This is a genomic window from Streptomyces sp. NPDC045026 (assembly GCF_056432625.1).
The window spans coordinates 522,925-546,598 of sequence record NZ_JBWKIS010000003.1 but is presented as its reverse complement, the minus strand read 5'-3'; the positions used below and the strand labels follow the sequence as shown (position 1 = coordinate 546,598).

The window sequence follows — 23,674 nt, the reverse complement described above, 5'->3', positions numbered from 1 at the left end:
TCACGCGTGGCCCGGCGCGCGCCGGGCCACGGCCGCAACGTCAGGTGGCGTCTAGGCCCGGCAGGAACTGGCTCGCGCCGAAAGCGGGCTTCAGGTCGGTGAACCAGGTGGCGTCCTCGTCGTACGCGGCGAAGAACGGCCGGTTCACCAGCGCCGGATCGCGCGCCTGGATCAAATGCAGGACGAACACCTTCTCGCCGCCCACTTCGGTGATCCCGTCCACGGACACCTTGCCGGGCATCGCCGACATCACGGGGCCACGCACCGTCCGCGCGAGCCCGGTGACCTGGGCGTAGGCATCGCGGAAGATCCGGTACCCGCGGGCCAGCGGCACACCGAAGAACCCCTGCGGGCCCGTGTCGCGCTCCACGAACTGGTAGTACGGCACGGCTCCCAGGCGGGTCGTCTCGCTCCACAGACCGGCCCAGGCCTCCGCACTGTCGTTGATGCCCCGGACCAGGGGGCCCTGGCAGCGGATCACGGCGCCGGTGTCACGGATGCGGCGCATCGCCTCCCGCACGACGGCGGGGCGCAGCTCCTGGGGATGCGTGAAGTGAGCCATCAGCGCGAGATTGCGGCCGCTCTCCGCCACCTGCGCGAAGAGGCGCAGCAGATCGTCGGCATCCCGGTCGGTCACGAACCGGTACGGCCAGAAGGCCAGTGATTTCGTGCCGATCCGGATGGACTGGACGCTCTCAATCCCGAGCAGCGGCTCGACGGTACGCCGCAGCACCTCGGTGCTCATGACGAGCGGGTCGCCGCCGGTGACGAGCACGCTGGTGACCTCGGGGTGGGCGCGCAGGTACGCCGTGGTGGATGCCATGTCGTCGGTCGCGATCCGCAGTTCGGGCTCGCCCACGAACTGGGGCCAGCGGAAGCAGTAGGTGCAGTACGCATGGCACGTCTGCCCGGGGCGCGGGAAGACGAGGACGGTCTCCGGGTACTTGTGCTGGAGGCCTTCCAGGCGGCGCCCCTCGTGCACCGGGACGTTGGCGTCCAGCTGCCCCGAGGGATGCGGGTTGAGCCTCATCCGGATCTCGTGCGCCGCCCGCCGCACCTCGGCCGCGGGCGCCTCACCCGCGATCAGGCCGGCCATCTGCTTCAGGTCCGGCGCGGGCAGCATGCCCACCTGTGGAAAGGTCAGACGGAAGATCGGATCGTCGGGCGCGGCCGACCAGTCGATGACCTCGTCGACGACGTACGCGTTCGTACGGAACGGCAGGACGGCGGCCACGGCGCGCAGCCCGAGCCTCTCCTCTCCGGACAGGCCCATCCGCCGCAGCAGTCCGTCCAGGTCCCGGGACGTGAAGGCGCGAAACCTCCCCGCCCCGTTCTTCTCCGGCCCCAAGGCTGGAACGTGCGCTGAACTCATCCGTGCCAGGGCCTCTATTCCGTCACCAGGGCTTGCGGGCGCAGCCAGACAAATGCCGCCGCGGGAGCGTCGTACTTCTCCGCGAAGTGCTGGGTGAGCCGCGAGTGCAGCTGACTCTCGTCATCGACCACGATCAGCTCGTGCGAGACGGGAGACCCCAAAGTCTCACTATATGCGGTGAGTTGGTCCAGCCGGTGGCGGGCGATGTGCGACACGAGATCGAACTCCGCCACGTAGAGGACCTCGTCCACCACTACGAAGCGGCACATGAACTCGCGCCGCCCGTCGGCGTCGTCGACCAGGGTGACGGCCAGATGCGTGAACTGCTCCATCGGCTTGCTCTGCTGCCACAGCTCGTCGAAGCGCTGCTCCACGAACGCGCCCAGGGGCGATCGTACGGCGACCTCCAGCTGGGGGCCCTCGCCGGAGAGCCGGCCGACGGTGAGGAAGGAGACGAGCGCCCGGTCGTCCCACCCGTAGAGCGTCACTCCGGGCGAGGTCGAGCACAGCCGCACCTCGAGGAGCTCGCGGGACGCCTCGTCGAGCCTGCCCCGGAAGGCATGGAGTGTGCGCAGATTGCGCATGATGTCGCGGCGGATGTCGGCATGCTGGTCGCCGAGTTCCCTGCCGCGCAGGATGACGGCCAGGGAGTCCGGGTCGAGCAGCAGGATCTGGACGCGTGCCCCGTGGGCGGTGGCCGCCTTGACGCCGCGGAAGAGCCGCTCGGAGAACTGCGGACCGAGGACGTTCGAGAAGGTGTCGAGCAGTTTGACGTTCGACGTGGTGCCGTACACCTGGGCACTGAACCACTCGTAGTCGAGCCGGGTGTGTTCACGGACGCGCCCCTCCTGGGCCCGGCTGATGAGGGGGCCGATCACGAAGACCGTGACCACCACTCCGACGATGTCCGTGCCGAGGTTGAGCGCCAGGTTCTCGCCGTAGTTGTCCATGGCGGAGCTGCGCCACAGCAGGACCGCGGAGACCGCCGCGAGACCGATCAGAACGGAGAGGCTCTGCGGTCTGCGCGGGGTCCGTAACACGCGCAGGAGCCAGCGGGGCCGGGAGATGGGCGGGATCGCGGACACGTGTGGTGCACCCCCCTCGTAGAGCCACAGGAGGGCCCGATCCCCCCGTGGAATCTTTCGATACCCGCCCGGCACGGGCCGTACTCCGTGGGGGTCGAACGAATTGCCGGTCCCCGGATGCCCGTCGGGGCACCGGGAACCGGCGGGAAATCCGTCCGGCTCAGCCGAGCTGGTGCATCCAGCCGTGCTTGTCCGCGGACGTGCCGCGCTGGATGTCGAGCAGCGCCTCGCGCAGCTTCAGCGTGACCTTGCCGGGCTCGCCGCCCGACTGGGACCACTCGGCGCCGGCGCGCTTGACAGTGCCGACGGGCGTGATGACCGCCGCGGTGCCGCAGGCGAAGACCTCGGTGAGCGTGCCGTTCTCGGTGTCGGCCTGCCACTGGTCGATGGAGACGCGGCCCTCGACGGACTCGTAGCCCAGGTCGCGGGCGACCGAGAGGAGCGAGTCACGGGTGACGCCCGCGAGGAGCGAGCCGGTCAGCTCGGGGGTGACGATCTTGTCTCCGTACACGAAGTACAGGTTCATGCCGCCGAGTTCCTCGACCCACTTGTGCTCGACGGCGTCGAGGTAGGCGACCTGGTCGCAGCCGTGGGCGGCGGCCTCGGCCTGGGCGAGCAGGGACGCCGCGTAGTTGCCGCCGGTCTTGGCGTCGCCCATGCCGCCGGGGACGGCGCGCACGCGGTCCTCGGACAGCCAGATCGACACGGGCTTGACGCCACCGGCGAAGTAGGCGCCCGCGGGCGAGGCGATCACGATGAAGAGGTACTCGTTGGCGGGCTTCACGCCCAGGCCGACCTCGGTCGCGATCATGAAGGGGCGCAGGTAGAGGGACTCCTCGCCGCCATGCGCCGGGACCCACGCGATGTCCTGCCGGACCAGCGCGTCGCACGCCTCGATGAACGTCTCGACCGGCAGCTCGGGCATGGCCAGGCGGCGAGCCGAGGCCTGGAAGCGCTTGGCGTTCATCTCGGGGCGGAAGGTCGCGACGGTGCCGTCGGGCTGGCGGTAGGCCTTGAGGCCCTCGAAGATCTCCTGTGCGTAGTGCAGGACGTTCGTCGCCGGGTCGAGGGAGAGCGGTCCGTAGGGCACGAGCTGCCCGTCGTGCCAGCCGCGGCCCTCGGTCCACCGGATCGTCACCATGTGGTCGGTGAAGTGGCGGCCGAATCCCGGGTTGGCCAGGATCGCCTCGCGCTCCGCGCCGGACAGCGGGGTCGAGGAGGGCTTGAGCTCGATCGTGGGCGTCGTCATGGTTGCGTGTCCTTCACCGGTTTGTGTGTGACGGACCGCTTTGCACGCTCGTGCAGCTGGAAGCTCGAACTACCCAACTGCTCAACTACTTGGTCGTCCGAGCTTTTGCGTTCACCGCGGCCCCACGTTCGATTATCGCTCGTGGGGTCCGATGGACGAAAACGGCCCGTACGGGTCCGGCGTGAGGTGCGGTCCTGGGGTTGATGGTGGCACCCGGGGACCGCAAAGGTGAAGCCGCCGGGTGCGGATGCGACCCGGCGGCTGCTTAAGTGCATTAAGCGCGGCGGGTCAGCCGGCTACTCGGCCGGCGAGCGCGTCGCCGATCTCGTCGGTCGTCCGCGCGGTGGTGCCGCGCTCGGCCAGGTCGGCGGAGACGGCGTCCTCGATGCGGGCGGCCTCGGCCTCGTAGCCGAGGTGACGCAGCAGGAGCGCCACGGACAGGACGGTGGCCGTGGGGTCGGCCTTGCCCTGGCCGGCGATGTCGGGGGCCGAGCCGTGGACCGGCTCGAACATCGACGGGAACTCGCGGGACGGGTTGATGTTCCCGGAGGCCGCGACGCCGATGCCGCCGGAGACGGCAGCGGCGAGGTCGGTGATGATGTCGCCGAAGAGGTTGTCGGTGACGATCACGTCGAAGCGCTCGGGGTCGGTGACGAGGAAGATCGTCGCCGCGTCCACGTGCAGGTAGTCGGTGGTGACCTCGGGGAACTCCGCGGCCACCTTGTTGAAGATGTTCGTCCAGAGGTGACCCGCGAAGGACAGCACGTTGTTCTTGTGGACCAGCGTGAGCTTCTTGCGGGGGCGGGCCTGGGCGCGCGCGAAGGCGTCACGGACCACGCGCTCGACACCGAACGCCGTGTTGACGGAGACCTCGGTGGCGACCTCGTGCGGGGTGCCGGTGCGGATCGAGCCGCCGTTGCCCGTGTACGGGCCTTCGGTGCCCTCGCGGACCACGATGAAGTCGATCTCCGGCTGGCCCTTGAGGGGCGTCGCCACACCCGGGAGCAGCTTGCTCGGGCGGAGGTTGACGTGGTGGTCGAAGAGGAAGCGGAGCTTGAGCAGGAAGCCGCGCTCGAGGACGCCGGACGGGACCGAGGGGTCACCGATCGCGCCGAGCAGGATGGCGTCGTGCTGCTTGAGCGCCGCGACGTCGGCGTCGGTGAGGGTCTCACCGGTCGCGTGGTAACGCCTGGCGCCGAAGTCGTACTCCTTGGTCTCCAGCTTCACATCCTGCGGGAGGACGGCGCCGAGGACCTTGAGCCCCTGGGCCACGACCTCCTGGCCGATGCCGTCACCGGGGATCACTGCGAGATTGAGGATGCGAGAGCTAGCCGACATGCTGGACAGCATACTTCGGCGTCCCATGGGATGACACTCGCTGTCCAACATTCGGACAGTCGACCGTGCGGGTCCGTCGCGGGGGACGCCATACGGCCCACCTGTGTTCACCCGTAGGTATGACCCTTGTTGGTTGCTGCTGGGAAGTTCTCTTTCCATGACTGCGCCATCCAGGGGAACACCTCCCGGACCCCCCACGCCGAACGTCGGGATACCCGAGCAGCTGGCCCGCCGCCTGAGCATGCCGGAACAGCACGAGTACCTGCGCGCCCGGTTCAGCAGGCGGCGCGTCCTGACCGGGACCGCCGCGAGCGTGGGCGGCCTGACCCTCCTGGGCGGCTCGGCCCCCTCGGCGTACGCGGGACCTTCCGCTCCCGCCTCACCCGCCGCTCCCGTCCGCTCGGCGGCGGTGCAGGTCGACGGCTCCCTCGTCGCCCCCTTCGCCCGCCATCTCGCCTTTGGCGCCGACCCGAAGACGCAGATGCGGATCTCCTGGCAGGTGCCGTTCGCGGTGCGCAGGCCGTTCGTACGGGTGGGCCTGAAGCCCTGGGACCTCAGCCGGAAGATCGAGGCGGAGGTGCGCGCGCTGCACACCCCGCCCCTCTCCAAGAAGCTCCCGGCGGTCGAGCAGCACTATCTGCACGCGGCCCTGGACGGCCTGACCCCCGGGACGACGTACTACTACGGGGTGGGCCACGACGGTTTCGACCCGGCGTCCGCGGAGCGCATCGCGACGATCGGCTCCTTCCGCACGGCTCCGGCGAAGGCGGAGACGTTCGTCTTCACGGCCTTCGGCGACCAGGGCGTCAGTTATGACGCGCTCGCCAACGACCAGTTGATCCTGGGGCAGAACCCCTCGTTCCATCTGCACGCGGGCGACATCTGCTACGCCGACAGCACCGGGCACGGCAAGGAGTCGGACACGTACGACGCGCGCGTGTGGGACCAGTTCCTCGCACAGACGGAGTCGGTCGCGAAGTCGGTGCCGTGGATGGTGACGACCGGCAACCACGACATGGAGGCCTGGTACTCCCCCAACGGGTACGGCGGCCAGTCGGCCCGCTGGAGCCTGCCGGACAACGGCCCGGACCCGCGGAACGCGCCGGGCGTCTACTCCTTCGTGTACGGGAACGTGGGCGTCGTCGCGCTCGACGCGAACGACGTCTCGTACGAGATCCCCGCCAACAAGGGATACACGGACGGCAAGCAGACCGCGTGGCTGGGCAGGCGGCTCGGTGAGCTGCGCGCGCGCAAGGACATCGACTTCGTGGTGGTCTTCTTCCACCACTGCGCGTACTCGACGTCGACGCACGCCTCCGACGGCGGGGTGCGCGCCGCGTGGCTGCCGCTGTTCGCCGAGCACCAGGTGGACCTGGTGATCAACGGGCACAACCACGTGTACGAGCGCACGGACGCCATCAAGGACGGAGAGGTGGGCAAGCCGGTGCCGGTCGGCGCGTCGACCGATCCGACGCGCGACGGCATCGTGTACGTCACCGCGGGCGGCGCCGGCAAGGACCTCTACGGGTTCGGAACCGGGGTCGGGGACAGCTACGAGGGTCATGTCCACGACCACGAGTCGATCGTGACGTTCCACTGGACGAAGTCACGCCGGCCGAACCCGGACACCGTTCAGTGGTCGCGGGTGCGGTACACCGGCTTCTCGTTCCTCGCGGTGGAGGCGGAGAGCGGCGGGGCGGGCGTGACACCGAGGCTGAAGGTCTCAGCGCTGGCCGAGAGCGGCGAGCGCATCGACTATTTCGAGGTGAGGCGGGGCGCGAAGCCGTAGGGGCGAGGGGCCCTAACGGATCTCGTGCCCCGTCTCGCCGCCGTTGTCCCTGCGGTCGAGGGCGCGCTGCAGGGCGGCGGCGGCGTTCTTGCGGTCCGATTCGGACGGCGATGCGTGACGGACTCGACGGCGGACGGGCGTCGCAGTGGCCATGAGAGATCGACTCCTTGAGATCACGGGGGATATCGAGGCGCCGGAAGAGGCGGGGAGCCTGGAGCCGCAGGGGTTACCTGCCTTCTGCTCAGCTCACGACCGCCATTCGCTGGATCGAGCGAGACGTTCGGCTCCTACAAAGCTAAGCGAGGAGCCCGCTTCTGTCTCCACAATTACTCGGACTTCCTACTATCTGAGACGGGGACCACGGCGACCTGCGCCTTCGCGCCGGGGGCAGTCGGCGCTCCGGGCTCAGAGAACGTCGCCGCCCCGCCAGTCGAAGAGGAGCGTGTGGGCCGGGTCGAGGGCGGCCGTGACGTGACGCAGGAACGGCGGGCTCTCGTCGTCCGGGAGCCACACCGGCCCGTCGGGACCGTACGCGCCGAACTCCCCCGGCCACTCCTCCCAGCCGCGCGCCCGGTAGAGCGCCGCTCCGTCGGGCGACGCGGACAGCGCGCCCAGTTCGTAGGCCGCGTCGATCACCCGCTCCAGGGCCGCCAGTACCTGCCCGCCCAGGCCGCTCCTGCGCGCGTCGGCGCGGACGGCGACGCCCTCGACGTAGCCGGTGCGCAGCGAGCGGCCGTCGTGCGCGAGCCTGCGCTGCACGACCGAGCCGTGCGCCACGAGGGTGCCGGCGCTGTCGCGCACGAGGGCGTGCACGCCGCCGACGGTGTGGTCCCAGTCGTCGTCGCTGAAGCCGCCGTTGAAGGCGTCGTCCAACAGGGCGCGCACGGCCCGGAGTTCGGCTCGGCTGAGGTCGGCGGTGTGTGCGGTGCTCAACGAGGTCACCGGGACACCGTACTCACGCGCTATTTGAGTACGCGTGCCGATTTCACGCCCCGTCCGCGGCGGCACAGTCGTACTCATGAACGGCCTCTACGCTCTCAAGCCCTGGTACGCGGACCGGCTCTCCGGTCTGCGCCACGCGCTCGCCGCCCGGCAGGTCTCGCCCGACACCCTGACGGCGGCCGGCGTCGGGTGCGCCGCGGGCGCCGCGGCGGCGCTCGCCTGGCTGCCGGCGCCCCTGGCCGCGCTTCCGGTGGCGGTGCTGCTCGCGGCGCGGCTCGCCTTCGCGAACCTGGACGGCGCGCTCGCCCGCGACACCGGCCGCACGACGCGTCGTGGCGCGCTCCTGAACGAACTGGGCGACCGCACGGCCGACCTGCTCGTCATCGCGGGCTTCCTGCCGCTGGCCCCCCTGTGGCTGGTGGCCGCGGCGGCCTTCGCGACGACGCTCCCTTCATGGGTCTCCCTGGCGGGCGCGGCGGCGGGCGCGCCCCGGCGCAACGGCGGCCCGGTCGGCAAGACGGAGCGCTGCCTCCTCGCGGTCGTGGCCGCGGCCTCCAGCTGGGCGGTACCGGCGCTCGCCATGATCGCGGCAGGGTCCGCGGTGACGGCGGTGCTGCGAACGGTGTGGGTGTGGCGGGCGCTCGGCCGGCCTGGGCCGGATGTGGCTACGGGCACGGCTGTGGCTAGGGAGACGGCTGAGGTTCCGGTGGCGGAGCCCCCGGCCCCGGCCACCCGTCGCCGCCCGTCCGCCTCTCCCTCCCGCTCCCCCAAGCTCAGCTCCCCTCCCTCGAAGCCCGATCGAGCCCTCCCTCTCGACCCCGGCGAAGTGTCCGGCTCCATCACGCACACCCGCCCACAGTCCCCCGCGGACCGCGGCACGCAGCTGCGGGGCACCCGATGAGCGCCGTGTTCGTCGCCGGCGAGGTGGCCGGGCGGGCCGTGCCGGTCGTGGCCGGAGTGCTCGGGGCCGGTGGCGTCGCCGTCGCCTCGCTGCCGTCCCGGCTCCGGATGCGGGCCGAGCTGCGCAGACGCTGGCGGACCTGGGCGCTGGCCGCGCCGCTGTTCATCGGAGCGTTCTTCGTGGGCCGCGCGGGCGCGTTCGTGCTCGCGGCCGGGCTCGGCGTGATCGCGGTGGGCGAGTACGCGCGGATGGCAGGCCTGCCACGCGCGGAGCGGGCCGTACTGGTCGCCGCCGCGATCGCCGTACCGGGCGCGGCACTTGCGGGGCCCGACCCCCGCATGACCGGGGCCCTTCTCGTGCTCGCCGTCCTCGCGGCGGTCTGCGCGGGCGACGCCGAACAGGGCTTCACGCGCGCGTGCCGCACGCTCTTCGGTCTGCTGTGGATCCCGGTGTCGCTGAGCGGCCTGGTGCTGCTCGGCGACACGGCGCTCGCGGTGGGGGTCGCGGTGGCGTTCGGTGACGTGGGCGCGTGGTGCGGCGGTACCGCGCTCGGCCGACGGGGGCCGCTCGCGCGGCGGCTTTCGCCGCTGTCCCCCAACAAGACGTGGGCCGGTGTCGTGGGCGCCGCGGTCGCAACTGCCGCCGCCCTCGCGGCAGTCGGCGCGTTCACGCCGGTCCTGTGGGCGGCCGTCCTGGCCGGCTGCGTCCTCGGCGATCTCGTCGAGTCGATGGTGAAGCGCGAGGCGGGCGTGAAGGACGCGGGCAGCTGGCTGCCGGGCTTCGGCGGGCTCCTCGACCGCGTCGACTCGCTCCTCGTGGCCCTCCTCCTCGTGATGGTGGTGACCCTGTGACGACGACCGTGACCGCTCCGGCCCGTGTACGCCCGCCCCGTGCGGCCGCCCGTATGCGCCACGCCCTGTGGTGGCTCGCCCTCACCCTCACCGGCGGCGTGGAGCGCCGGGGCCTGCTCCCGCGCGGCGGCTGTGTCGTGGTCGCCAACCACAGCTCGCACGCCGACACCGCGGCGCTGCTCGCGGCGCTCGACGCCTCGCACGCCCCGGCGATCGGCGCGGCGGCGGACTACTGGTTCGCCTCGCCCTGGCGCAGCCGGATCTGCCGCCGCCTCGCCGCCGGGTTCCCGGTGCGGCGGTCGGGCGGGGGCATGGACGACCTGCTCGGCATGACGGACACACTGCGCGCGGGCCGCGCCGTGGTCCTCTTCCCCGAGGGCACGCGCGCGCGTGCGGGTGAGCTGGGTTCGTTCCACCGGGGCGCCCTGGTCCTGGCGGAGCACGCGCGCGTGCCGGTCGTGCCGGTCGGTATCGCGGGCACGGAGCGGCTCCTTCCCAAGCACGGCAGGCTGCGCCCGTCCCTGGTCCGGGTGCGCATCGGTGAGCCGCTCCCGTACACGGCGACACCGGAGGAGGCCCGTATCGCGGTGGCCGCCCTTCATGCCCGTACGGTCGCGGAGCCGCTGCGGGACTCCCGCGTCCGCAAGGTTCTGGCCCGTGTGATCAGCGCCCGGCTCGGGCTGCTCCTCGCCTTCGCGTGGGCGTTCGCGGAGGCGCTGAGCTGGCCGCTGATGCCGGAGCTGTTCCTCGCAGTGGCGTGCGTGGCGGTGCCGCGCCGGTCCCTGAAACTGTCCGTCACGGCGCTCGCGGGCAGCCTCGCGGGCGGCCTGTTCGCGCTCCAACTGGCCTCCATGGGCGTCTCGTTGCCCGCACCTCTGACGACGGACCGGATGCGGGCGGAGGTCCGTCACGAACTGTCCGTCGAAGGCGCGTCGGCCGTACGCCACCAGCCCTGGAACGGCATCCCGTTCAAGGTCTACGCGAAGGAGGCGGGCCGTGCGGACGTCCCCGTCACGGGCTGGCTGTCCGAGTCGGCTCGTGCCCGCGGATCCCGCACCCTCACCGTGGGCCTCGCCTTCGGCGCCTTCGGCTTCCTGGTGCACCGGCTGCGCCGGCTCTACGGGCTCTACCTGGGCCTGCTGTGCGGCGGCTTCGCGGCCGGCCTCGCGCTCATCGTGGCGGGCTGGAGCTGACGCGGGCCGTCACAGAGGGGCGCGGGCCTTCGGACCGGGCGATCCTCGCCGCGTCTCCGACCCCGTTCACGTACCGTCGAGATCATGAAATTACCTCCCTCGCGCAGGACCCTCCTCGGCGCCGCGGCCCTGGCCCCCGCCCTCCTCTCCGTGCCCGGTACCGCGCGGGCGACGCCCTCCCTCGACGCCCGCGAAGGCGCCCGGCGCCGGCTGCGCGAGCTTGAGGCGGGCTACCCAGGCCGCATCGGTGTGCACGCCCTGGACACCGGCACCGGCGCCGTCCTCGCCTACCGCGCGCACGAACGCTTCGCGATCGCCTCGACGTTCAAGGTGCTCGCCGCCTCGGCGATCCTGCACAGGGCGCGCGAGCAGGAGCCCGGACTGCTCGACGTACTGATCCGCTACGGACGCGACGACCTCGTGGCCGCCTCGCCCCGCACCGAGATGCACCTCGAAACCGGCATGACGGTAAGGGAGTTGTGCGACGCGGCGATCACGTACAGCGACAACACCGCGGCCAATCTGGTGATGCGCCGGATCGGCGGCCCCGCCGGCGTCACCGCGTTCGCCCGCTCGCTCGGCGACTCCGTGACCCGGCTCGACCGGTGGGAGACCGACCTCAACACGAACATCCCCGGCGACCGGCGGGACACCACGACGCCCGCCGCCATGACCGGGGACCTGCGCGCGCTGGTCCTCGGCGACGCCCTCCACCCGCTCGACCGCGGTCAGTTGACCCGGTGGCTGGTGGAGAACACCACCGGCGACAAGCGGATCCGCGCGGGGCTCCCGACGGGCTGGCGCGTCGGCGACAAGACCGGGTCCCCTGCCTACGGCGGGGTCAACGACGTGGCCGTGGCCTGGCCGCCGGGCGGCGGGGCTCCCCTGGTCGTCTGCGTGTACACGACCCGGCTCGACGCGGACACGCCGGGCGAGGACCGGATCGCCGCCGACATCACGCGCATCGTCGTGGACGCGCTGCTCTGACCCCGGACACGACACCGCCTCCGACCGGGGTGGGGCCCTGGTCGGAGGCGGGGTTCAGAGGGGCGTCGAAACGCCGGGCGGGCGTCAGCCCATGTGCGGGTAGCCGTACTCGGTCGGCGGGACCAGCGTCTCCTTGATGGCGCGGGTCAGAGTCCAGCGCTGGAGGTTCTGCGGGGCGCCGGCCTTGTCGTTGGTGCCGGAGGCGCGGCCGCCGCCGAAGGGCTGCTGGCCGACGACGGCGCCGGTCGACTTGTCGTTGATGTAGAAGTTGCCCGCGGCGTAGCGGAGCTTGTCCATCGTGTGCGCGGCGGCGGCGCGGTCGTTCGAGATGACCGCACCCGTCAGGGCGTAGTCCGAGGCGGACTCCATCTGGTCCAGCATCTCGTCGTACTTGGCGTCGTCGTAGACGTGCACCGCGAGGATCGGGCCGAAGTACTCGGTCGTGAAGACCTCGTTCGCCGGGTCGCTGCACACGATGACGGTCGGGCGGACGAAGTAGCCGACCGAGTCGTCGTACTCGCCACCTGCGATGACCGTGCAGGTCGGGTCCGACTTGGCGCGGTCGATGGCCGCCTTGTTCTTGGCGAAGGAGCGCTCGTCGATGACAGCACCGATGAAGTTCGTCAGGTCGGTGACGTCACCCATCTTGATGCCGTCGACCTCGGTCGCGAACTCCTCCTTGAAGCCGTCGTTCCAGATGGAGGCCGGAACGTAGGCGCGCGAGGACGCGGAGCACTTCTGGCCCTGGTACTCGAAGGAACCGCGGGTCAGGGCCGTCTTGAGGACGGCGCGGTCGGCGCTCGGGTGGGCGACGACGAAGTCCTTGCCACCGGTCTCACCGACGAGCCGCGGGTAGGTGCGGTACTTGTCGATGTTCGTGCCGACCGTCTTCCACAGGTGCTGGAAGGTCTTGGTCGAGCCGGTGAAGTGGATGCCGGCCAGGTCGCGGTGGTTCAGGGCGACCTCGGAGACCGCGATGCCGTCACCGGTGACGAGGTTGATGACGCCCTTGGGCAGGCCGGCCTCTTCGAGGAGCTGCATGAGCAGCACGGCGGCGTGGGTCTGCGTCGGGGACGGCTTCCAGACCACCACGTTGCCCATGAGGGCGGGGGCGGTGGGGAGGTTGCCCGCGATGGCGGTGAAGTTGAAGGGCGTGATCGCGTAGACGAAGCCCTCGAGCGGGCGGTGGTCCATGCGGTTCCACACGCCGGTGGAGTTCGCCGGGGGCTGCTCGGCGAGGATGTTGCGGGCGTAGTGCACGTTGAAGCGCCAGAAGTCGACGAGCTCACAGGGCGTGTCGATCTCGGCCTGCTGCGCGGTCTTCGACTGGCCGAGCATCGTGGACGCGGCGAGGGTCTCGCGCCAGGTCGTGGAGAGCAGCTCGGCGGCGCGCAGGATGATCGCGGCGCGGTCGTCGAAGGACATCGCGCGCCAAGCCGGGGCGGCGGCGAGCGCGGCGTCGATCGCGTCCTGCGCGTCCTGCTGCGTGGCGCCGCGGCCCGTACCGATGACGGCCTTGTGGTTGTGCGGCTGGACGACGGTGAACTCGTCACCGCCACCGAGGCGCTTGACGCCGCCGATGGTCATCGACAGCTCGATCGGGTTCTCGGCAAGCTCCTTGAGCTTGACCTCGAGGCGCGCCCGCTCCGGGGAGCCGGGGGCGTAGCCGTGCACCGGCTCGTTGACGGGAGCGGGGACCTGGGTTACAGCGTCCATGAGTCTCGGAACTCCTTTGAGAGGGGTGGGGCTCAGCCCTTGGTGAGGATGGAGCGGGCGAAGAACAGCAGGTTGGCGGGCTTCTCCGCGAGGCGGCGCATGAAGTAGCCGTACCAGTCGGTGCCGTACGCGGTGTAGACGCGCATCCGGTGGCCCTCGGCGGCGAGGCGGACGTGCTCGTCGCTGCGGATCCCGTACAGCATCTGGAACTCGTACTCGTCCAGCTTGCGCCCGGCGCGGCGGGCGAGCTCCTGGCTGATGGAGATGAGGCGCGGGTCGTGGGACCCGATCATCGGGTACCCGTCGCCCTCCATCAGGATCTTCAGGATGCGGACGTACGCCTTGTCGATCTCGGCCTTGTCCTGGTACGCGACGGAGCCGGGCTCCTTGTAGGCGCCCTTCACGATGCGTACGCGGCTGCCGGCGGCGGCGAGGCGGGTGGCGTCGTCCTCGGTGCGGAAGAGGTAGGCCTGGATGACGCATCCGGTCTGCGGGAAGTCCTTCCGCAGCTCCTCGTGGATGGCGAACATCGAGTCGAGGGTGGTGTGGTCCTCGGCGTCCAGGGTGACCGTGGTACCGATCTCGGCGGCGGCCTCGACGACCGGGCGGACGTTGGCGAGGGCCAGCTCGTGGCCGCCGTCCAGCGCCTGTCCGAACATCGACAGCTTGACGGACATCTCGGCCTTGGTGCCGAGGCCCAGGTCCTTGAGGCGCGCGATCAGCTCGAGGTAGGCGTCGCGCGCGGCGGCGGCCTGCCCGGGCGTCGTGATGTCCTCGCCGACCACGTCGAGAGTGACCTCGAGGCCCTTGCCGCAGGCGTCCACGACGATCGGCACGACGTCGTCGACGCTCTCACCGGCGATGAACCGGTCGACGACCTGCTTCGTGCCGGGGGCTGCCGAGATGAAGCGGCGCATCTTGTCGCTGCGCGACGCGGCGAGAATCACGGGACCCAGCACGGGCCACCTCCACGGAGAGTACGAACGAGTGGCCGTATCGGCGTAAACGAACTGAATCGCAACAGACCGGTACGGCACGGAGAACCACCGTGAAATCTAAGGATCCCTCCGATCGTGTGCCATCGACAGCTGTCACGCATCTGTGGCCACCACCTCAGACATTTGTCTGAAGAGTGCCGCGGGGTGCGCGAGAATGGCGGGGTGAAGGGCGACTACCAGGAACTGGTCGACGAGATCTCGGCGCTGCTCAGCGCCCCCGCGACGCTGGAGAACCGGGATTTCGGGCTGATCGCGTTCGGCGCGCACGACAGCGACAGCGATTTCGACGAGTCGACGCTGGACCCTGTCCGCACCCGCTCGATCCTGACCCGCCGCTCCACGACGGCGGTGCGCACCTGGTTCGAGGGCTTCGGCATCGCCCGCGCCACCGGTCCCGTCCGCATCCCGCCGACCCCGGAGGCCGGGGTCTACCGGGGCCGCATCTGCCTTCCCGTACGCCATCGGGGTGTGGTCCTCGGCTATGTGTGGCTGCTCGACGACGAGCCGGGGCCGACCGAGCAGCAGCTGACCGCCGCGATGGAGGTGGCGGGCCGCATCGGTGCGCTGCTCGCGGACGAGGCGCAGGCGGGAGCGGACCTGACCCGTGAGTTCCGCGAGGTCCTCACGGCCGAGCGCGGCTGGCAGCGGGACATGGCGGTGGCGGCCCTGCGCACGGCGCTCGGGTCGCGGGCGGACGGGCTGCACGCGGTGGTGTGCGTCGCGCCCTGGCCTTCCCCGAGCTCTCAGCTCCACTCGGGCGGGGGATACCCCCATGCGGAGGACCCGGACGACGCGCCGTCCTTCCGTACGATCCCGGCGGCCGACGCGCTGTGCACGGTGCCGTGGGGCGCGGCGGGGCAGGCGCTGGCCCTGCTGGTGCGGCTGCGGTCGGCGGACGCGCTCGGGCCGGCCACGGCCGCGGCGGCGAAACTGCGGGAGCGCGCCGGTGCCGCGGTCGTCGCGGCGGGGTTCGCGGGCGCGCGACGGGAGCTGGACGACCTGGGCGCCGCCTGGCAGGAGGCGACGGCCGCGGCGCGCGCGGCACTCGCCGAGCCGCGTCTCGGTCCGGACGCGCACTGGGCGGCGATCGGCCCGTACCGCCTGCTCACCGCGCTGCCCCCGGACACGGCGCACGACCCGGTCCTGGCCCCGCTCCTGCAGCCGGCCCACCGCGAACTGGCCCGTACCGCCGAGGTGTTCCTCGACTGCGCGGGCCAGGCCGGGCGCACGGCGGCGGAGCTGGGCATCCACCGCCAGACCCTCTACTACCGCCTGTCCCGCGTGGAGCAGCTCACCGGGCTCGACCTGGACGACGGCGAGGACCGGCTGCTGCTGCACATGGGGCTCAAGGCGTCACGCCTGTGACTTCTGGGCGGCTTCCATCAACAGCCGTACGCCCTCGGTGAGTTCGTCGGCGCTGGGCGAGTAGTCCGCGTCGAAGGTGTGCTGGGCGACGAGCCCGAGGACCAGCACCGAGAAGAGCTTCCCGAGCGTGTGCACACTCGGATCGTCGGCCGGCGGCTCCTCCCCCATGACCATGCCGATGAAGCCCCGCCCCGCCTCGTGCTGAGCTTGCGCCAGGTGCTCGCGCACGACCGGCATCTTGTCGCCCATCGTCACGAGCTCGATGCTCAGGTGCCAGATCGACCCGGGCTTTCCTAGGCTGTCGGTGATCCCGGCCATCACGGCCCGGAACCGCTCCAACGAGCCGGGGGCACCGGGCAGTTCGCCCACGTCGCTCCAGTCGTCCGAGGCCCCTTCGGCCAGCGCGACGTACGCCTGCGCGAGCAGCGCGTCCTTCGACCCGTAGTGATAGCCGATGGACGCCAGGTTGGCGCCCGACTCCTTGACGATGTCGCGCGCCGTCGTGCGCACGAACCCCTTCTCCAGAAGGCAGCGCTTGGCGCCTTCGAGCAGATCCTCACGATGTCCCATGCCGCCACCGTACCCCCGTTTCATACAGCCGTCCCAGACGAACGTCTTACACAACCGATCTATACGCTCGTACTAGACAAGCGTTTAAGACACTCGTACAGTCCTCCTCATGACGAACTCACCGAGCACCAACTCCCGTGCGGGACGCCGTGAATGGACGGCGCTCGCGGTCCTGATGCTTCCGCTGCTCCTCGTCTCGATGGACGTCTCCGTCCTCTACTTCGCGATCCCCTCGATCAGCGCGGACCTCGAGCCGACCGGCACCCAGCAGCTGTGGATCTTCGACATCTACGCGTTCGTGCTCGCCGGCCTGCTGATGACGATGGGCTCCCTCGGCGACCGCATCGGCCGCCGCAAGCTCCTGATGATCGGCGCCACCGCCTTCGGCGCGGCGTCCGTGTGCGCGGCCTACGCGAACAGCGCGGAGCTGCTGATCGCGGCCCGCGCGATCCTCGGCATCGGCGGAGCGACCCTGATGCCCACGACGATGGCACTGGTGCGCAACATGTTCCGCGACGACAAGCAGCGCGCCACGGCCATCGGCATCTGGTCCGGCGTCATGACCGGCGGCATCGCGCTCGGCTCGGTGATGAGCGGCATCCTCGTCGAGCACTTCTGGTGGGGCTCGGTCTTCCTCGTCAACCTGCCCGCGATGGCCCTGCTCCTGCTGCTCGCCCCGGTCCTGCTCCCCGAGTTCAAGGACCCGAAGCCGGGCCGCTTCGACTTCCTGAGCGTCCCGCTGTCGATGGCCGCGGTGCTCCCCCTCGTCTACGGCATCAAGGAGATCCCCTCCGAGGGCTTCGAGCCGCTCTACGTCGCCTCGATCGTGGTCGGCCTCGTCTTCGCCGCCCTGTTCGTACGCCGCCAGCGCACCGCCGAGTCACCGATGATCTCGCCGGACCTCTTCCGGGGCCGCGGCTTCGGCCCCGCCGTCACCCTCAACCTCATCTCGGCCTTCGCGATGATGGGTTCGGCGTACTTCACCACGCAGTACCTCCAGGCCGTCCTCGGCAAGAGCGCGCTCGAAGCGGCCCTGTGGGCGCTCGCGCCGACCGTCTTCATCGGCCTCGCCGCCCCCGTCGCGACGGTCCTCGTCCAGCGGGGCGTGCACCGCGGCTCCGTCGTCACCGCCGGATTCCTGACCAGCGCCTGCGGCTACGGCCTCCTGATGCTGGCCGGCACGGACTCGCTGTGGACCGTCCTGGCCGGAGCGGGTGTACTCGCCTCCGGCGCGGTGATCGTGGGCTCCCAGCTCACGGACCTGGCGCTCGGCGCGGCCCCGGCCCAGAAGGCGGGCGCGGCGTCGTCCCTCCTCGAGACGGGCCAGGAGTTCGGCGGCGCCCTCGGCATGGCCGTGCTGGGCTCGATCGGTACGGCGGTCTACCGCCACGAGATCGGCGACGCGCCGGCCGAGGCGAAGGAGACGCTGGGCGGGGCGCTCGCGGTGGCGCAGCACCTGCCGGGCCGGGCGGGCGACGCGCTCCTGACGTCAGCGCGGGAGGCGTTCACGAGCGGGATGCACATCGCCGCGCTGGCCGGCGGGGTGGTCCTGCTGGGGGCGGCGGTACTGGCTCTGCGGGGCCTGCGCGGGGTGGCTGCGCCGCAGCGGGAAGCGCAGCCTGAGCCGGAGTCGGAGGTTCTCGTCTGAGTCCCGGGGCGCCGCCCCGGACCCCAACCCGAACGCCGTACGGGCTGAACTTCAGCCCGTACGGCGTTCGGGTTGGGGGGAGAAAAAGAAGAGCCCGAGCCCCCCACAAGGGTGACTCGGGCTCAACCACGTACCAGGAACTAGTCGGTCAGGTTCACCGAGCGCGCGGACGCCGCGCCGATCTCGTCACCCAGCTCACTGAGCACCCCGGCGGGAACCGTGTCGTCGACGGTCAGGACGGCCAGCGCCTCGCCGCCCACATCCGCACGGGCGACCTGCATGCCGCCGATGTTGATGCCCGCCTCGCCGAGCACGCGGCCCACGGTGCCGACGACACCGGGACGGTCCTCGTAGCGCAGGACGACCATGTGGTCGGCCAGGGCGAGGTCCACGTCGTACTCGCCGACGGCGACGAGCTTCTGGAGGTGCTTGGGTCCGGCCAGCGTGCCGGAGACCGAGATCTCCTCGCCGCCGGTCAGCGTGCCGCGCACGGTGACGACGTTGCGGTGGTCCGGGGACTCGGAGCTCGTGGTGAGGCGGACCTCGACGCCGCGCTCCTGCGCGAACAGCGGAGCGTTCACGTACGACACCGTCTCGTCGACGACGTCCTCGAACACGCCCTTCAGAGCGGAGAGTTCGAGCACCTTCACGTCGTGCTGGGTGATCTCGCCGTAGACCTCGACGTCGAGGCGGGCCGCGACCTCGCCCGCGAGCGCGGTGAAGATCCGGCCGAGCTTCTCGGCGAGCGGCAGGCCCGGCTTGACGTCCTCGGCGATGACGCCGCCCTGGACGTTCACCGCGTCCGGGACGAGCTCACCGGCGAGCGCGAGCCGCACGGAGCGGGCGACGGCGATACCGGCCTTCTCCTGCGCCTCGTCCGTGGAGGCTCCGAGGTGCGGGGTGGCCACGACCTGGTCGAACTCGAACAGCGGGGAGTCCGTGCAGGGCTCCTTCGCGTACACGTCCAGGCCGGCACCGGCGACGCGGCCCTCCTTGAGCGCCGAGTACAGCGCCGCCTCGTCGACGATCCCGCCGCGCGCGGCGTTGACGATGCGGACGGTCGGCTTGACCTTGCGCAGCGCGTCGTCGCCGATCAGGCCGACCGTCTCGGGGGTCTTGGGGAGGTGCACGGTGATGAAGTCGGAGACCTCGAGCAGCTCGTCCAGCGTGAGGACCTTGACGCCCATCTGGGCGGCGCGCGCGGGCTGCACGTACGGGTCGTACGCGACGACCTTCATGCCGAACGCCGACATGCGCTGCGCGACAAGCGCGCCGATGCGGCCGAGGCCGACGACGCCGAGGGTCTTCTCGGCCAGCTCCACGCCCGTGTACTTGGAGCGCTTCCACTCGCCGGCCTTGAGGGCCTGGCTGCCCTGCGGGATGTTGCGCGCGGTGGCGATGAGCAGGCCGCAGGCGAGCTCGGCGGCGGTCACGATGTTGGAGGTCGGAGCGTTGACGACCATAACGCCGGCCTTGGTGGCGGCGGAGACGTCGACGTTGTCGAGGCCGACGCCGGCTCGGGCGACGACCTTCAGCTTCTTCGCGGCGGCGATCGCCTCGGCGTCGACCTTGGTGGCCGAGCGGATCAGGATCGCGTCGACATCGGCGATGGCCGGGAGCAGCTCGGCCCGGTCTCCGCCGTTGCACTGGCGGATCTCGAAGTCAGGTCCAAGCGCATCGACGGTCGCGGGAGACAGCTCTTCCGCGATGAGTACGACAGGTTTGCCGGTTGCAGCAGTGCTCACGTGAGTCCTCACAAGTCCCATTGCGGACGGCCGTCCCGACGGCCGCAGGCGGTGGAGGGGTGTCAGCGGCGCCGGGAAGTGGGGGGCGTGCTTGCACTTCTTCGGTGTCGCTGTGCCGCGTGGTAGACGCACGACGCTGTGGGCCCGACGCGAATGTGTTCTGCAGTCTAGTGGCGCTTCACAGGTGGTCTTGCGCCTCCGTGGAAGGATCACCCGTCCGTGGCTGGACGAGGTGGACAAGCCCTTGACGCGGGAGCGCGGCGGGCCGTCCACCTGGACGAAGGGGCCGGGGCGTTCGCCCCGGCCCCTTCGTCACAAGGCTTACGCCTCGTCGTTGTCCACCCAGCTCATGAGCTTGCGGAGCTCCTTGCCGGTGGTCTCCAGGAGGTGGTTCTCGTCCTGGGTCTTGTACTCGTTGTACTTCTTCAGGCCCGAGTGGTACTCGTCCATCCAGTTCTTGGCGAACGTGCCGTCCTGGATCTCGGCGAGGACCTTCTTCATCTCGGCCTTGGTGGCGTCCGTGATGATGCGGGGGCCGGTGACGTAGTCGCCCCACTCGGCGGTCTCGGAGATCGACCAGCGCATCTTCTCCAGGCCGCCCTCGTACATGAGGTCGACGATGAGCTTCAGCTCGTGGAGGCACTCGAAGTACGCGATCTCCGGCTGGTAGCCGGCCTCGGTCAGCGTCTCGAAGCCCGCCTTGACCAGCGCGGCGGTGCCACCGCAGAGGACGGCCTGCTCACCGAACAGGTCGGTCTCGGTCTCCTCGGTGAAGGTCGTCTTGATGACGCCGGCGCGGGTGCCGCCGATGCCCTTCGCGTAGGAGAGGGCCAGCTCGAAGCCGTTGCCCGTGGCGTCCTGCTCGACAGCCGCGATGCACGGAACGCCGCGACCCTCTTCGTACTGGCGGCGCACCAGGTGACCCGGGCCCTTGGGCGCGACCATCGCCACGTCCACGTTGGCCGGGGGCTTGATGAAGCCGTAGCGGATGTTGAGGCCGTGGCCGAAGAACAGCGCGTCGCCGTCCTTGAGGTTGTCCTTGATGGACTCCTCGTAGACCTGGGCCTGGATCGGGTCCGGGACCAGGATCATGATGACGTCGGCCTCGGCGGCGGCCTCGGACGGCGTCACGACGCGCAGGCCCTGCTCCTCGGCCTTGGCCTTGGACTTGGAGCCCTCGTGCAGACCGACGCGGACGTCGACACCGGAGTCACGGAGCGACAGCGCGTGGGCGTGGCCCTGGCTGCCGTAACCGATCACCGCGACCTTGCGGCCCTGGATGATGGACAGGTCGGCATCGTCGTCGTAGAACAGCTCGGCCACTGGATTTTCTCCTTGGTGTGCAGGTGTTGCGTCCCACCGTACGGCGGGATTGCGGAGGGAAGTTTTCGGGTCTCGGTATACGAGAGGGCGCTCGAAAGCGCCTGGGGGCTCAGGCCGTGCGGTCGAGCGCCCGCAGGCTCCGGTCGGTGATGGAGCGCGAGCCGCGGCCGATCGCGATGGTGCCCGACTGGACGAGCTCCTTGATGCCGAAGGGTTCCAGCATCTTGAGCATCGCTTCCAGCTTGTCGCTGGAGCCGGTGGCCTCGATGGTGACGGCCTCCGGGGACACGTCCACGGTCTTGGCGCGGAACAGCTGGACGATCTCGACGATCTGCGAGCGCGTCTCGTTGTCGGCGCGGACCTTGGCGAAGACGAGCTCACGCTGGACGGCGTGGCCCTGCTCCAGTTCGACGATCTTCAGGACGTTGACCAGCTTGTTGAGCTGCTTCGTGACCTGTTCGAGCGGCAGGTCCTCGACATTCACCACGATGGTGATGCGGGAGATGTCGGGGTGCTCGGTGACGCCGACCGCCAGCGAGTCGATGTTGAACCCGCGGCGGGAGAACAGTGCGGTGATCCGGGCGAGGACACCGGGCTTGTTCTCGACCAGGACGGAGAGCGTGTGCTTGGACATGGCTCTTGGTCTCTCTTTCGCTCTCGGTCTCAGTCGTCTTCGTTGTCGCCGAAGTCGGGGCGGACCCCGCGGGCGGCCATGACTTCGTCGTTGGAGGTGCCTGCGGCGACCATCGGCCACACCATGGCGTCCTCGTGGACGATGAAGTCGACGACGACGGGGCGGTCGTTGATGGAGTTGGCCTCTTCGATGACCTTGTCCAGGTCCTCGGGACGCTCACACCGGATGGCGTAACAGCCCATGGCCTCCGACAGCTTGACGAAGTCGGGGACGCGGGTGCCCTTGTTGTCCTTGACGTCGTCGGGGCCGCTGTGGAGCACGGTGTTGGAGTAGCGCTGGTTGTAGAACAGCGTCTGCCACTGGCGGACCATGCCGAGGGCGCCGTTGTTGATGATGGCGACCTTGATCGGGATGTTGTTGAGCGCGCAGGTGGTCAGTTCCTGATTGGTCATCTGGAAGCAGCCGTCGCCGTCGATCGCCCAGACGGTGCGGTCCGGCATGCCGGCCTTCGCACCCATCGCGGCAGGCACCGAGTAGCCCATCGTTCCGGCGCCGCCGGAGTTGAGCCAGGTGGCGGGCTTCTCGTACTGGATGAAGTGCGCGGCCCACATCTGGTGCTGGCCGACGCCCGCGGCGAAGATCGTCCCTTCGGGGGCGAGCTGACCGATCCGCTCGATGACGTTCTGCGGCGAGAGCGAGCCGTCCTCGGGCTGGTCGTAGCCCAGCGGGTAGGTGTCGCGCCAGCGGCTGAGGTCCTTCCACCAGGCGCTGTAGTCGCCCGTGTGGCCCTCGCTGTGCTCCTTCTGCACGGCCTGGACCAGATCGGCGATGACCTCGCGGGCGTCACCGACGATCGGCACGTCGGCGACGCGGTTCTTGCCGATCTCGGCCGGGTCGATATCGGCGTGGACGATCTTCGCGAACGGCGCGAAGCTGTCCAGCTTGCCGGTGACACGGTCGTCGAAGCGGGCTCCGAGGGCGACGATCAGGTCGGCCTTCTGCAGCGCGGTGACGGCGGTGACCGCACCGTGCATGCCCGGCATTCCCACGTGCAGCGGGTGGCTGTCGGGGAATGCGCCGAGCGCCATCAGGGTGGTGGTGACGGGCGCTCCGGTGAGTTCTGCGAGGACCTTCAGCTCGGCCGTGGCGTGCGCCTTGAGCACACCGCCGCCGACGTAGAGGACCGGCCGCTTCGCGGCGGTGATCAGCTTCGCGGCCTCGCGGATCTGCTTGGCGTGCGGCTTGGTCACCGGGCGGTAGCCGGGCAGGTCCTGCTGCGGCGGCCAGGAGAACGTCGTCTGCATCTGCAGCACGTCCTTCGGGATGTCCACGAGGACCGGGCCGGGACGGCCGGTCGAGGCGATGTGGAATGCCTCGGCGATCGCCTTCGGGATGTCCTCGGCCCTGGTGACCAGGAAGCTGTGCTTCGTGATCGGCATCGTGATGCCGACGATGTCCGCCTCCTGGAAGGCGTCCGTGCCGATGGCCTTGGTCACGACCTGACCGGTGATCGCGACCAGCGGGACGGAGTCCATCATGGCGTCCGCGATCGGCGTCACCAGGTTCGTCGCACCCGGACCACTCGTCGCCATGCAGACGCCGACCTTGCCGGTGGCCTGCGCGTAGCCGGTGGCCGCGTGCCCCGCGCCCTGCTCGTGCCTCACGAGAACGTGCCGCACCCGGGTCGAGTCCATCATCGGGTCGTACGCGGGAAGGATCGTGCCGCCGGGAATGCCGAATACGGTGTCGACCCCGACCTCCTCGAGCGAACGGATGAGGGACTTCGCACCCGTGACGTGCTCGACGGGGGCGGACTGCTGTCCTCGGGGCCGCGGCTGCGGATGGTGGGCCCCGGTGGCCTGCTCGGTCATCGGCATTCTCTTCTCGATGCTGAGGGTTTTTGCGAGGTTTGTACGGTGTTCGGTTACTGGACTACACGCGCTTGTGCAACAAAAAACCCCTCGTGCC

At 70.4% G+C, this 23,674-nt stretch carries 20 protein-coding genes; 7 read left to right on the top strand and 13 right to left on the bottom strand.

Going from position 1 to position 23,674, the window contains the following annotated elements; translation table 11 throughout:
• Positions 1-40: 40 nt before the first annotated feature.
• From AC07EJ_RS09845 to AC07EJ_RS09830, 4 genes are all read right to left on the bottom strand, one after another.
• The gene (locus AC07EJ_RS09845) at positions 41-1,348 is read right to left on the bottom strand and encodes a KamA family radical SAM protein (protein WP_389485840.1); all 1,308 of its coding nucleotides are present in this window, start codon (positions 1,346-1,348) and stop codon (positions 41-43) included.
• A 38-nt stretch (positions 1,349-1,386) separates the two neighbouring features.
• Entirely contained in the window at positions 1,387-2,457 is a 1,071-nt protein-coding gene (locus AC07EJ_RS09840) for a hypothetical protein (RefSeq protein ID WP_389485842.1), read from the bottom strand.
• 160 nt (positions 2,458-2,617) lie between these two features.
• Positions 2,618-3,706 carry a branched-chain amino acid aminotransferase gene (locus tag AC07EJ_RS09835; protein WP_389485844.1) on the bottom strand — a complete coding sequence of 363 codons (1,089 nt, stop codon included), beginning with the start codon at positions 3,704-3,706 and terminating at the stop codon, positions 2,618-2,620.
• A gap of 288 nt (positions 3,707-3,994) precedes the next feature.
• Positions 3,995-5,044 (bottom strand): 3-isopropylmalate dehydrogenase, encoded by a 1,050-nt coding sequence (locus tag AC07EJ_RS09830; RefSeq protein WP_362904705.1) that lies wholly within the window; start codon positions 5,042-5,044, stop codon positions 3,995-3,997.
• A gap of 157 nt (positions 5,045-5,201) precedes the next feature.
• Between AC07EJ_RS09830 and AC07EJ_RS09825 the strand changes: the two genes are divergently transcribed.
• Complete coding sequence (locus AC07EJ_RS09825) at positions 5,202-6,833, top strand: purple acid phosphatase family protein (RefSeq protein WP_389485848.1); 1,632 nt, start codon at positions 5,202-5,204, stop codon at positions 6,831-6,833.
• A gap of 12 nt (positions 6,834-6,845) precedes the next feature.
• Here the strand turns inward: AC07EJ_RS09825 and AC07EJ_RS09820 are convergent, their stop codons facing one another.
• Both AC07EJ_RS09820 and AC07EJ_RS09815 read right to left on the bottom strand, forming a co-directional pair.
• Positions 6,846-6,986, bottom strand: coding sequence for a hypothetical protein (locus AC07EJ_RS09820; RefSeq protein WP_362904700.1), 141 nt, complete (start codon positions 6,984-6,986; stop codon positions 6,846-6,848).
• Positions 6,987-7,238: 252 nt separating this feature from the next.
• Positions 7,239-7,775, bottom strand: a complete 537-nt coding sequence (locus tag AC07EJ_RS09815; protein ID WP_478884026.1) for a GNAT family N-acetyltransferase — start codon at positions 7,773-7,775, stop codon at positions 7,239-7,241.
• 76 nt (positions 7,776-7,851) lie between these two features.
• Between AC07EJ_RS09815 and AC07EJ_RS09810 the strand changes: the two genes are divergently transcribed.
• From AC07EJ_RS09810 to bla, 4 genes are all read left to right on the top strand, one after another.
• Positions 7,852-8,676 carry a CDP-alcohol phosphatidyltransferase family protein gene (locus AC07EJ_RS09810; RefSeq protein WP_389485852.1) on the top strand — a complete coding sequence of 275 codons (825 nt, stop codon included), beginning with the start codon at positions 7,852-7,854 and terminating at the stop codon, positions 8,674-8,676.
• Positions 8,673-9,527 (top strand): phosphatidate cytidylyltransferase, encoded by an 855-nt coding sequence (locus tag AC07EJ_RS09805; protein WP_478884025.1) that lies wholly within the window; start codon positions 8,673-8,675, stop codon positions 9,525-9,527. Before AC07EJ_RS09810 ends, AC07EJ_RS09805 begins: the two co-directional genes overlap by 4 nt.
• A 53-nt stretch (positions 9,528-9,580) precedes the next feature.
• Complete coding sequence (locus AC07EJ_RS09800) at positions 9,581-10,720, top strand: lysophospholipid acyltransferase family protein (protein ID WP_389485875.1); 1,140 nt, start codon at positions 9,581-9,583, stop codon at positions 10,718-10,720.
• An 84-nt stretch (positions 10,721-10,804) separates the two neighbouring features.
• Positions 10,805-11,707: a class A beta-lactamase gene (bla, locus tag AC07EJ_RS09795; protein ID WP_393584965.1), complete on the top strand. Its 903-nt coding sequence runs from the start codon at positions 10,805-10,807 to the stop codon at positions 11,705-11,707.
• 84 nt (positions 11,708-11,791) lie between these two features.
• On the opposite strand, the gene pruA is transcribed toward bla, so the two are convergent.
• Both pruA and AC07EJ_RS09785 read right to left on the bottom strand, forming a co-directional pair.
• Positions 11,792-13,423, bottom strand: a complete 1,632-nt coding sequence (gene pruA, locus AC07EJ_RS09790) for an L-glutamate gamma-semialdehyde dehydrogenase (RefSeq protein WP_389485858.1) — start codon at positions 13,421-13,423, stop codon at positions 11,792-11,794.
• Between the two features lie 32 nt (positions 13,424-13,455).
• Entirely contained in the window at positions 13,456-14,382 is a 927-nt protein-coding gene (locus AC07EJ_RS09785) for a proline dehydrogenase family protein (protein WP_478884024.1), read from the bottom strand.
• Positions 14,383-14,565: 183 nt separating this feature from the next.
• Here AC07EJ_RS09785 and AC07EJ_RS09780 point away from each other — a divergent pair, with 183 nt between their 5' ends.
• Positions 14,566-15,786, top strand: coding sequence for a PucR family transcriptional regulator (locus AC07EJ_RS09780; RefSeq protein WP_389485862.1), 1,221 nt, complete (start codon positions 14,566-14,568; stop codon positions 15,784-15,786).
• Here AC07EJ_RS09780 and AC07EJ_RS09775 read toward each other — a convergent pair.
• Positions 15,775-16,356, bottom strand: a complete 582-nt coding sequence (locus tag AC07EJ_RS09775) for a TetR/AcrR family transcriptional regulator (protein ID WP_389485864.1) — start codon at positions 16,354-16,356, stop codon at positions 15,775-15,777. The genes AC07EJ_RS09780 and AC07EJ_RS09775 overlap by 12 nt on opposite strands.
• 109 nt (positions 16,357-16,465) lie before the next feature.
• On the opposite strand from AC07EJ_RS09775, the gene AC07EJ_RS09770 reads away from it, so the two are divergent.
• A complete protein-coding gene (locus tag AC07EJ_RS09770; RefSeq protein WP_393584962.1) occupies positions 16,466-18,004 on the top strand; it encodes an MFS transporter in 1,539 nt (512 codons plus the stop codon).
• Positions 18,005-18,144: 140 nt separating this feature from the next.
• Here the strand turns inward: AC07EJ_RS09770 and serA are convergent, their stop codons facing one another.
• The 4 genes from serA to AC07EJ_RS09750 all read right to left on the bottom strand — a co-directional run bounded on the left by serA (position 18,145) and on the right by AC07EJ_RS09750 (position 23,577).
• Positions 18,145-19,770: a phosphoglycerate dehydrogenase gene (serA, locus tag AC07EJ_RS09765; protein WP_389478379.1), complete on the bottom strand. Its 1,626-nt coding sequence runs from the start codon at positions 19,768-19,770 to the stop codon at positions 18,145-18,147.
• A 300-nt stretch (positions 19,771-20,070) separates the two neighbouring features.
• On the bottom strand, positions 20,071-21,072 hold the full coding sequence (ilvC, locus tag AC07EJ_RS09760; RefSeq protein WP_326773974.1) for a ketol-acid reductoisomerase: 1,002 nt from the start codon (positions 21,070-21,072) through the stop codon (positions 20,071-20,073).
• A gap of 109 nt (positions 21,073-21,181) precedes the next feature.
• On the bottom strand, positions 21,182-21,706 hold the full coding sequence (gene ilvN, locus AC07EJ_RS09755; protein ID WP_362904674.1) for an acetolactate synthase small subunit: 525 nt from the start codon (positions 21,704-21,706) through the stop codon (positions 21,182-21,184).
• Between the two features lie 29 nt (positions 21,707-21,735).
• Complete coding sequence (locus AC07EJ_RS09750; RefSeq protein WP_389478378.1) at positions 21,736-23,577, bottom strand: acetolactate synthase large subunit; 1,842 nt, start codon at positions 23,575-23,577, stop codon at positions 21,736-21,738.
• Positions 23,578-23,674 lie beyond the last annotated feature (97 nt).

Excerpts from the sequence above, each read along its gene's own strand:
- bla (WP_393584965.1), top strand. The coding sequence starts at position 10,805 with ATGAAATTACCTCCCTCGCGCAGGACCCTCCTCGGCGCCGCGGCCCTG.
- AC07EJ_RS09825 (WP_389485848.1), top strand. The coding sequence starts at position 5,202 with ATGACTGCGCCATCCAGGGGAACACCTCCCGGACCCCCCACGCCGAAC.
- AC07EJ_RS09810 (WP_389485852.1), top strand. The coding sequence starts at position 7,852 with ATGAACGGCCTCTACGCTCTCAAGCCCTGGTACGCGGACCGGCTCTCC.
- pruA (WP_389485858.1), bottom strand. The coding sequence starts at position 13,423 with ATGGACGCTGTAACCCAGGTCCCCGCTCCCGTCAACGAGCCGGTGCAC.
- AC07EJ_RS09750 (WP_389478378.1), bottom strand. The coding sequence starts at position 23,577 with ATGACCGAGCAGGCCACCGGGGCCCACCATCCGCAGCCGCGGCCCCGA.
- ilvN (WP_362904674.1), bottom strand. The coding sequence starts at position 21,706 with ATGTCCAAGCACACGCTCTCCGTCCTGGTCGAGAACAAGCCCGGTGTC.
- AC07EJ_RS09830 (WP_362904705.1), bottom strand. The coding sequence starts at position 5,044 with ATGTCGGCTAGCTCTCGCATCCTCAATCTCGCAGTGATCCCCGGTGAC.
- AC07EJ_RS09805 (WP_478884025.1), top strand. The coding sequence starts at position 8,673 with ATGAGCGCCGTGTTCGTCGCCGGCGAGGTGGCCGGGCGGGCCGTGCCG.
- AC07EJ_RS09835 (WP_389485844.1), bottom strand. The coding sequence starts at position 3,706 with ATGACGACGCCCACGATCGAGCTCAAGCCCTCCTCGACCCCGCTGTCC.
- AC07EJ_RS09770 (WP_393584962.1), top strand. The coding sequence starts at position 16,466 with ATGACGAACTCACCGAGCACCAACTCCCGTGCGGGACGCCGTGAATGG.
- AC07EJ_RS09775 (WP_389485864.1), bottom strand. The coding sequence starts at position 16,356 with ATGGGACATCGTGAGGATCTGCTCGAAGGCGCCAAGCGCTGCCTTCTG.
- serA (WP_389478379.1), bottom strand. The coding sequence starts at position 19,770 with ATGGGACTTGTGAGGACTCACGTGAGCACTGCTGCAACCGGCAAACCT.
- AC07EJ_RS09820 (WP_362904700.1), bottom strand. The coding sequence starts at position 6,986 with ATGGCCACTGCGACGCCCGTCCGCCGTCGAGTCCGTCACGCATCGCCG.
- AC07EJ_RS09800 (WP_389485875.1), top strand. The coding sequence starts at position 9,581 with ATGCGCCACGCCCTGTGGTGGCTCGCCCTCACCCTCACCGGCGGCGTG.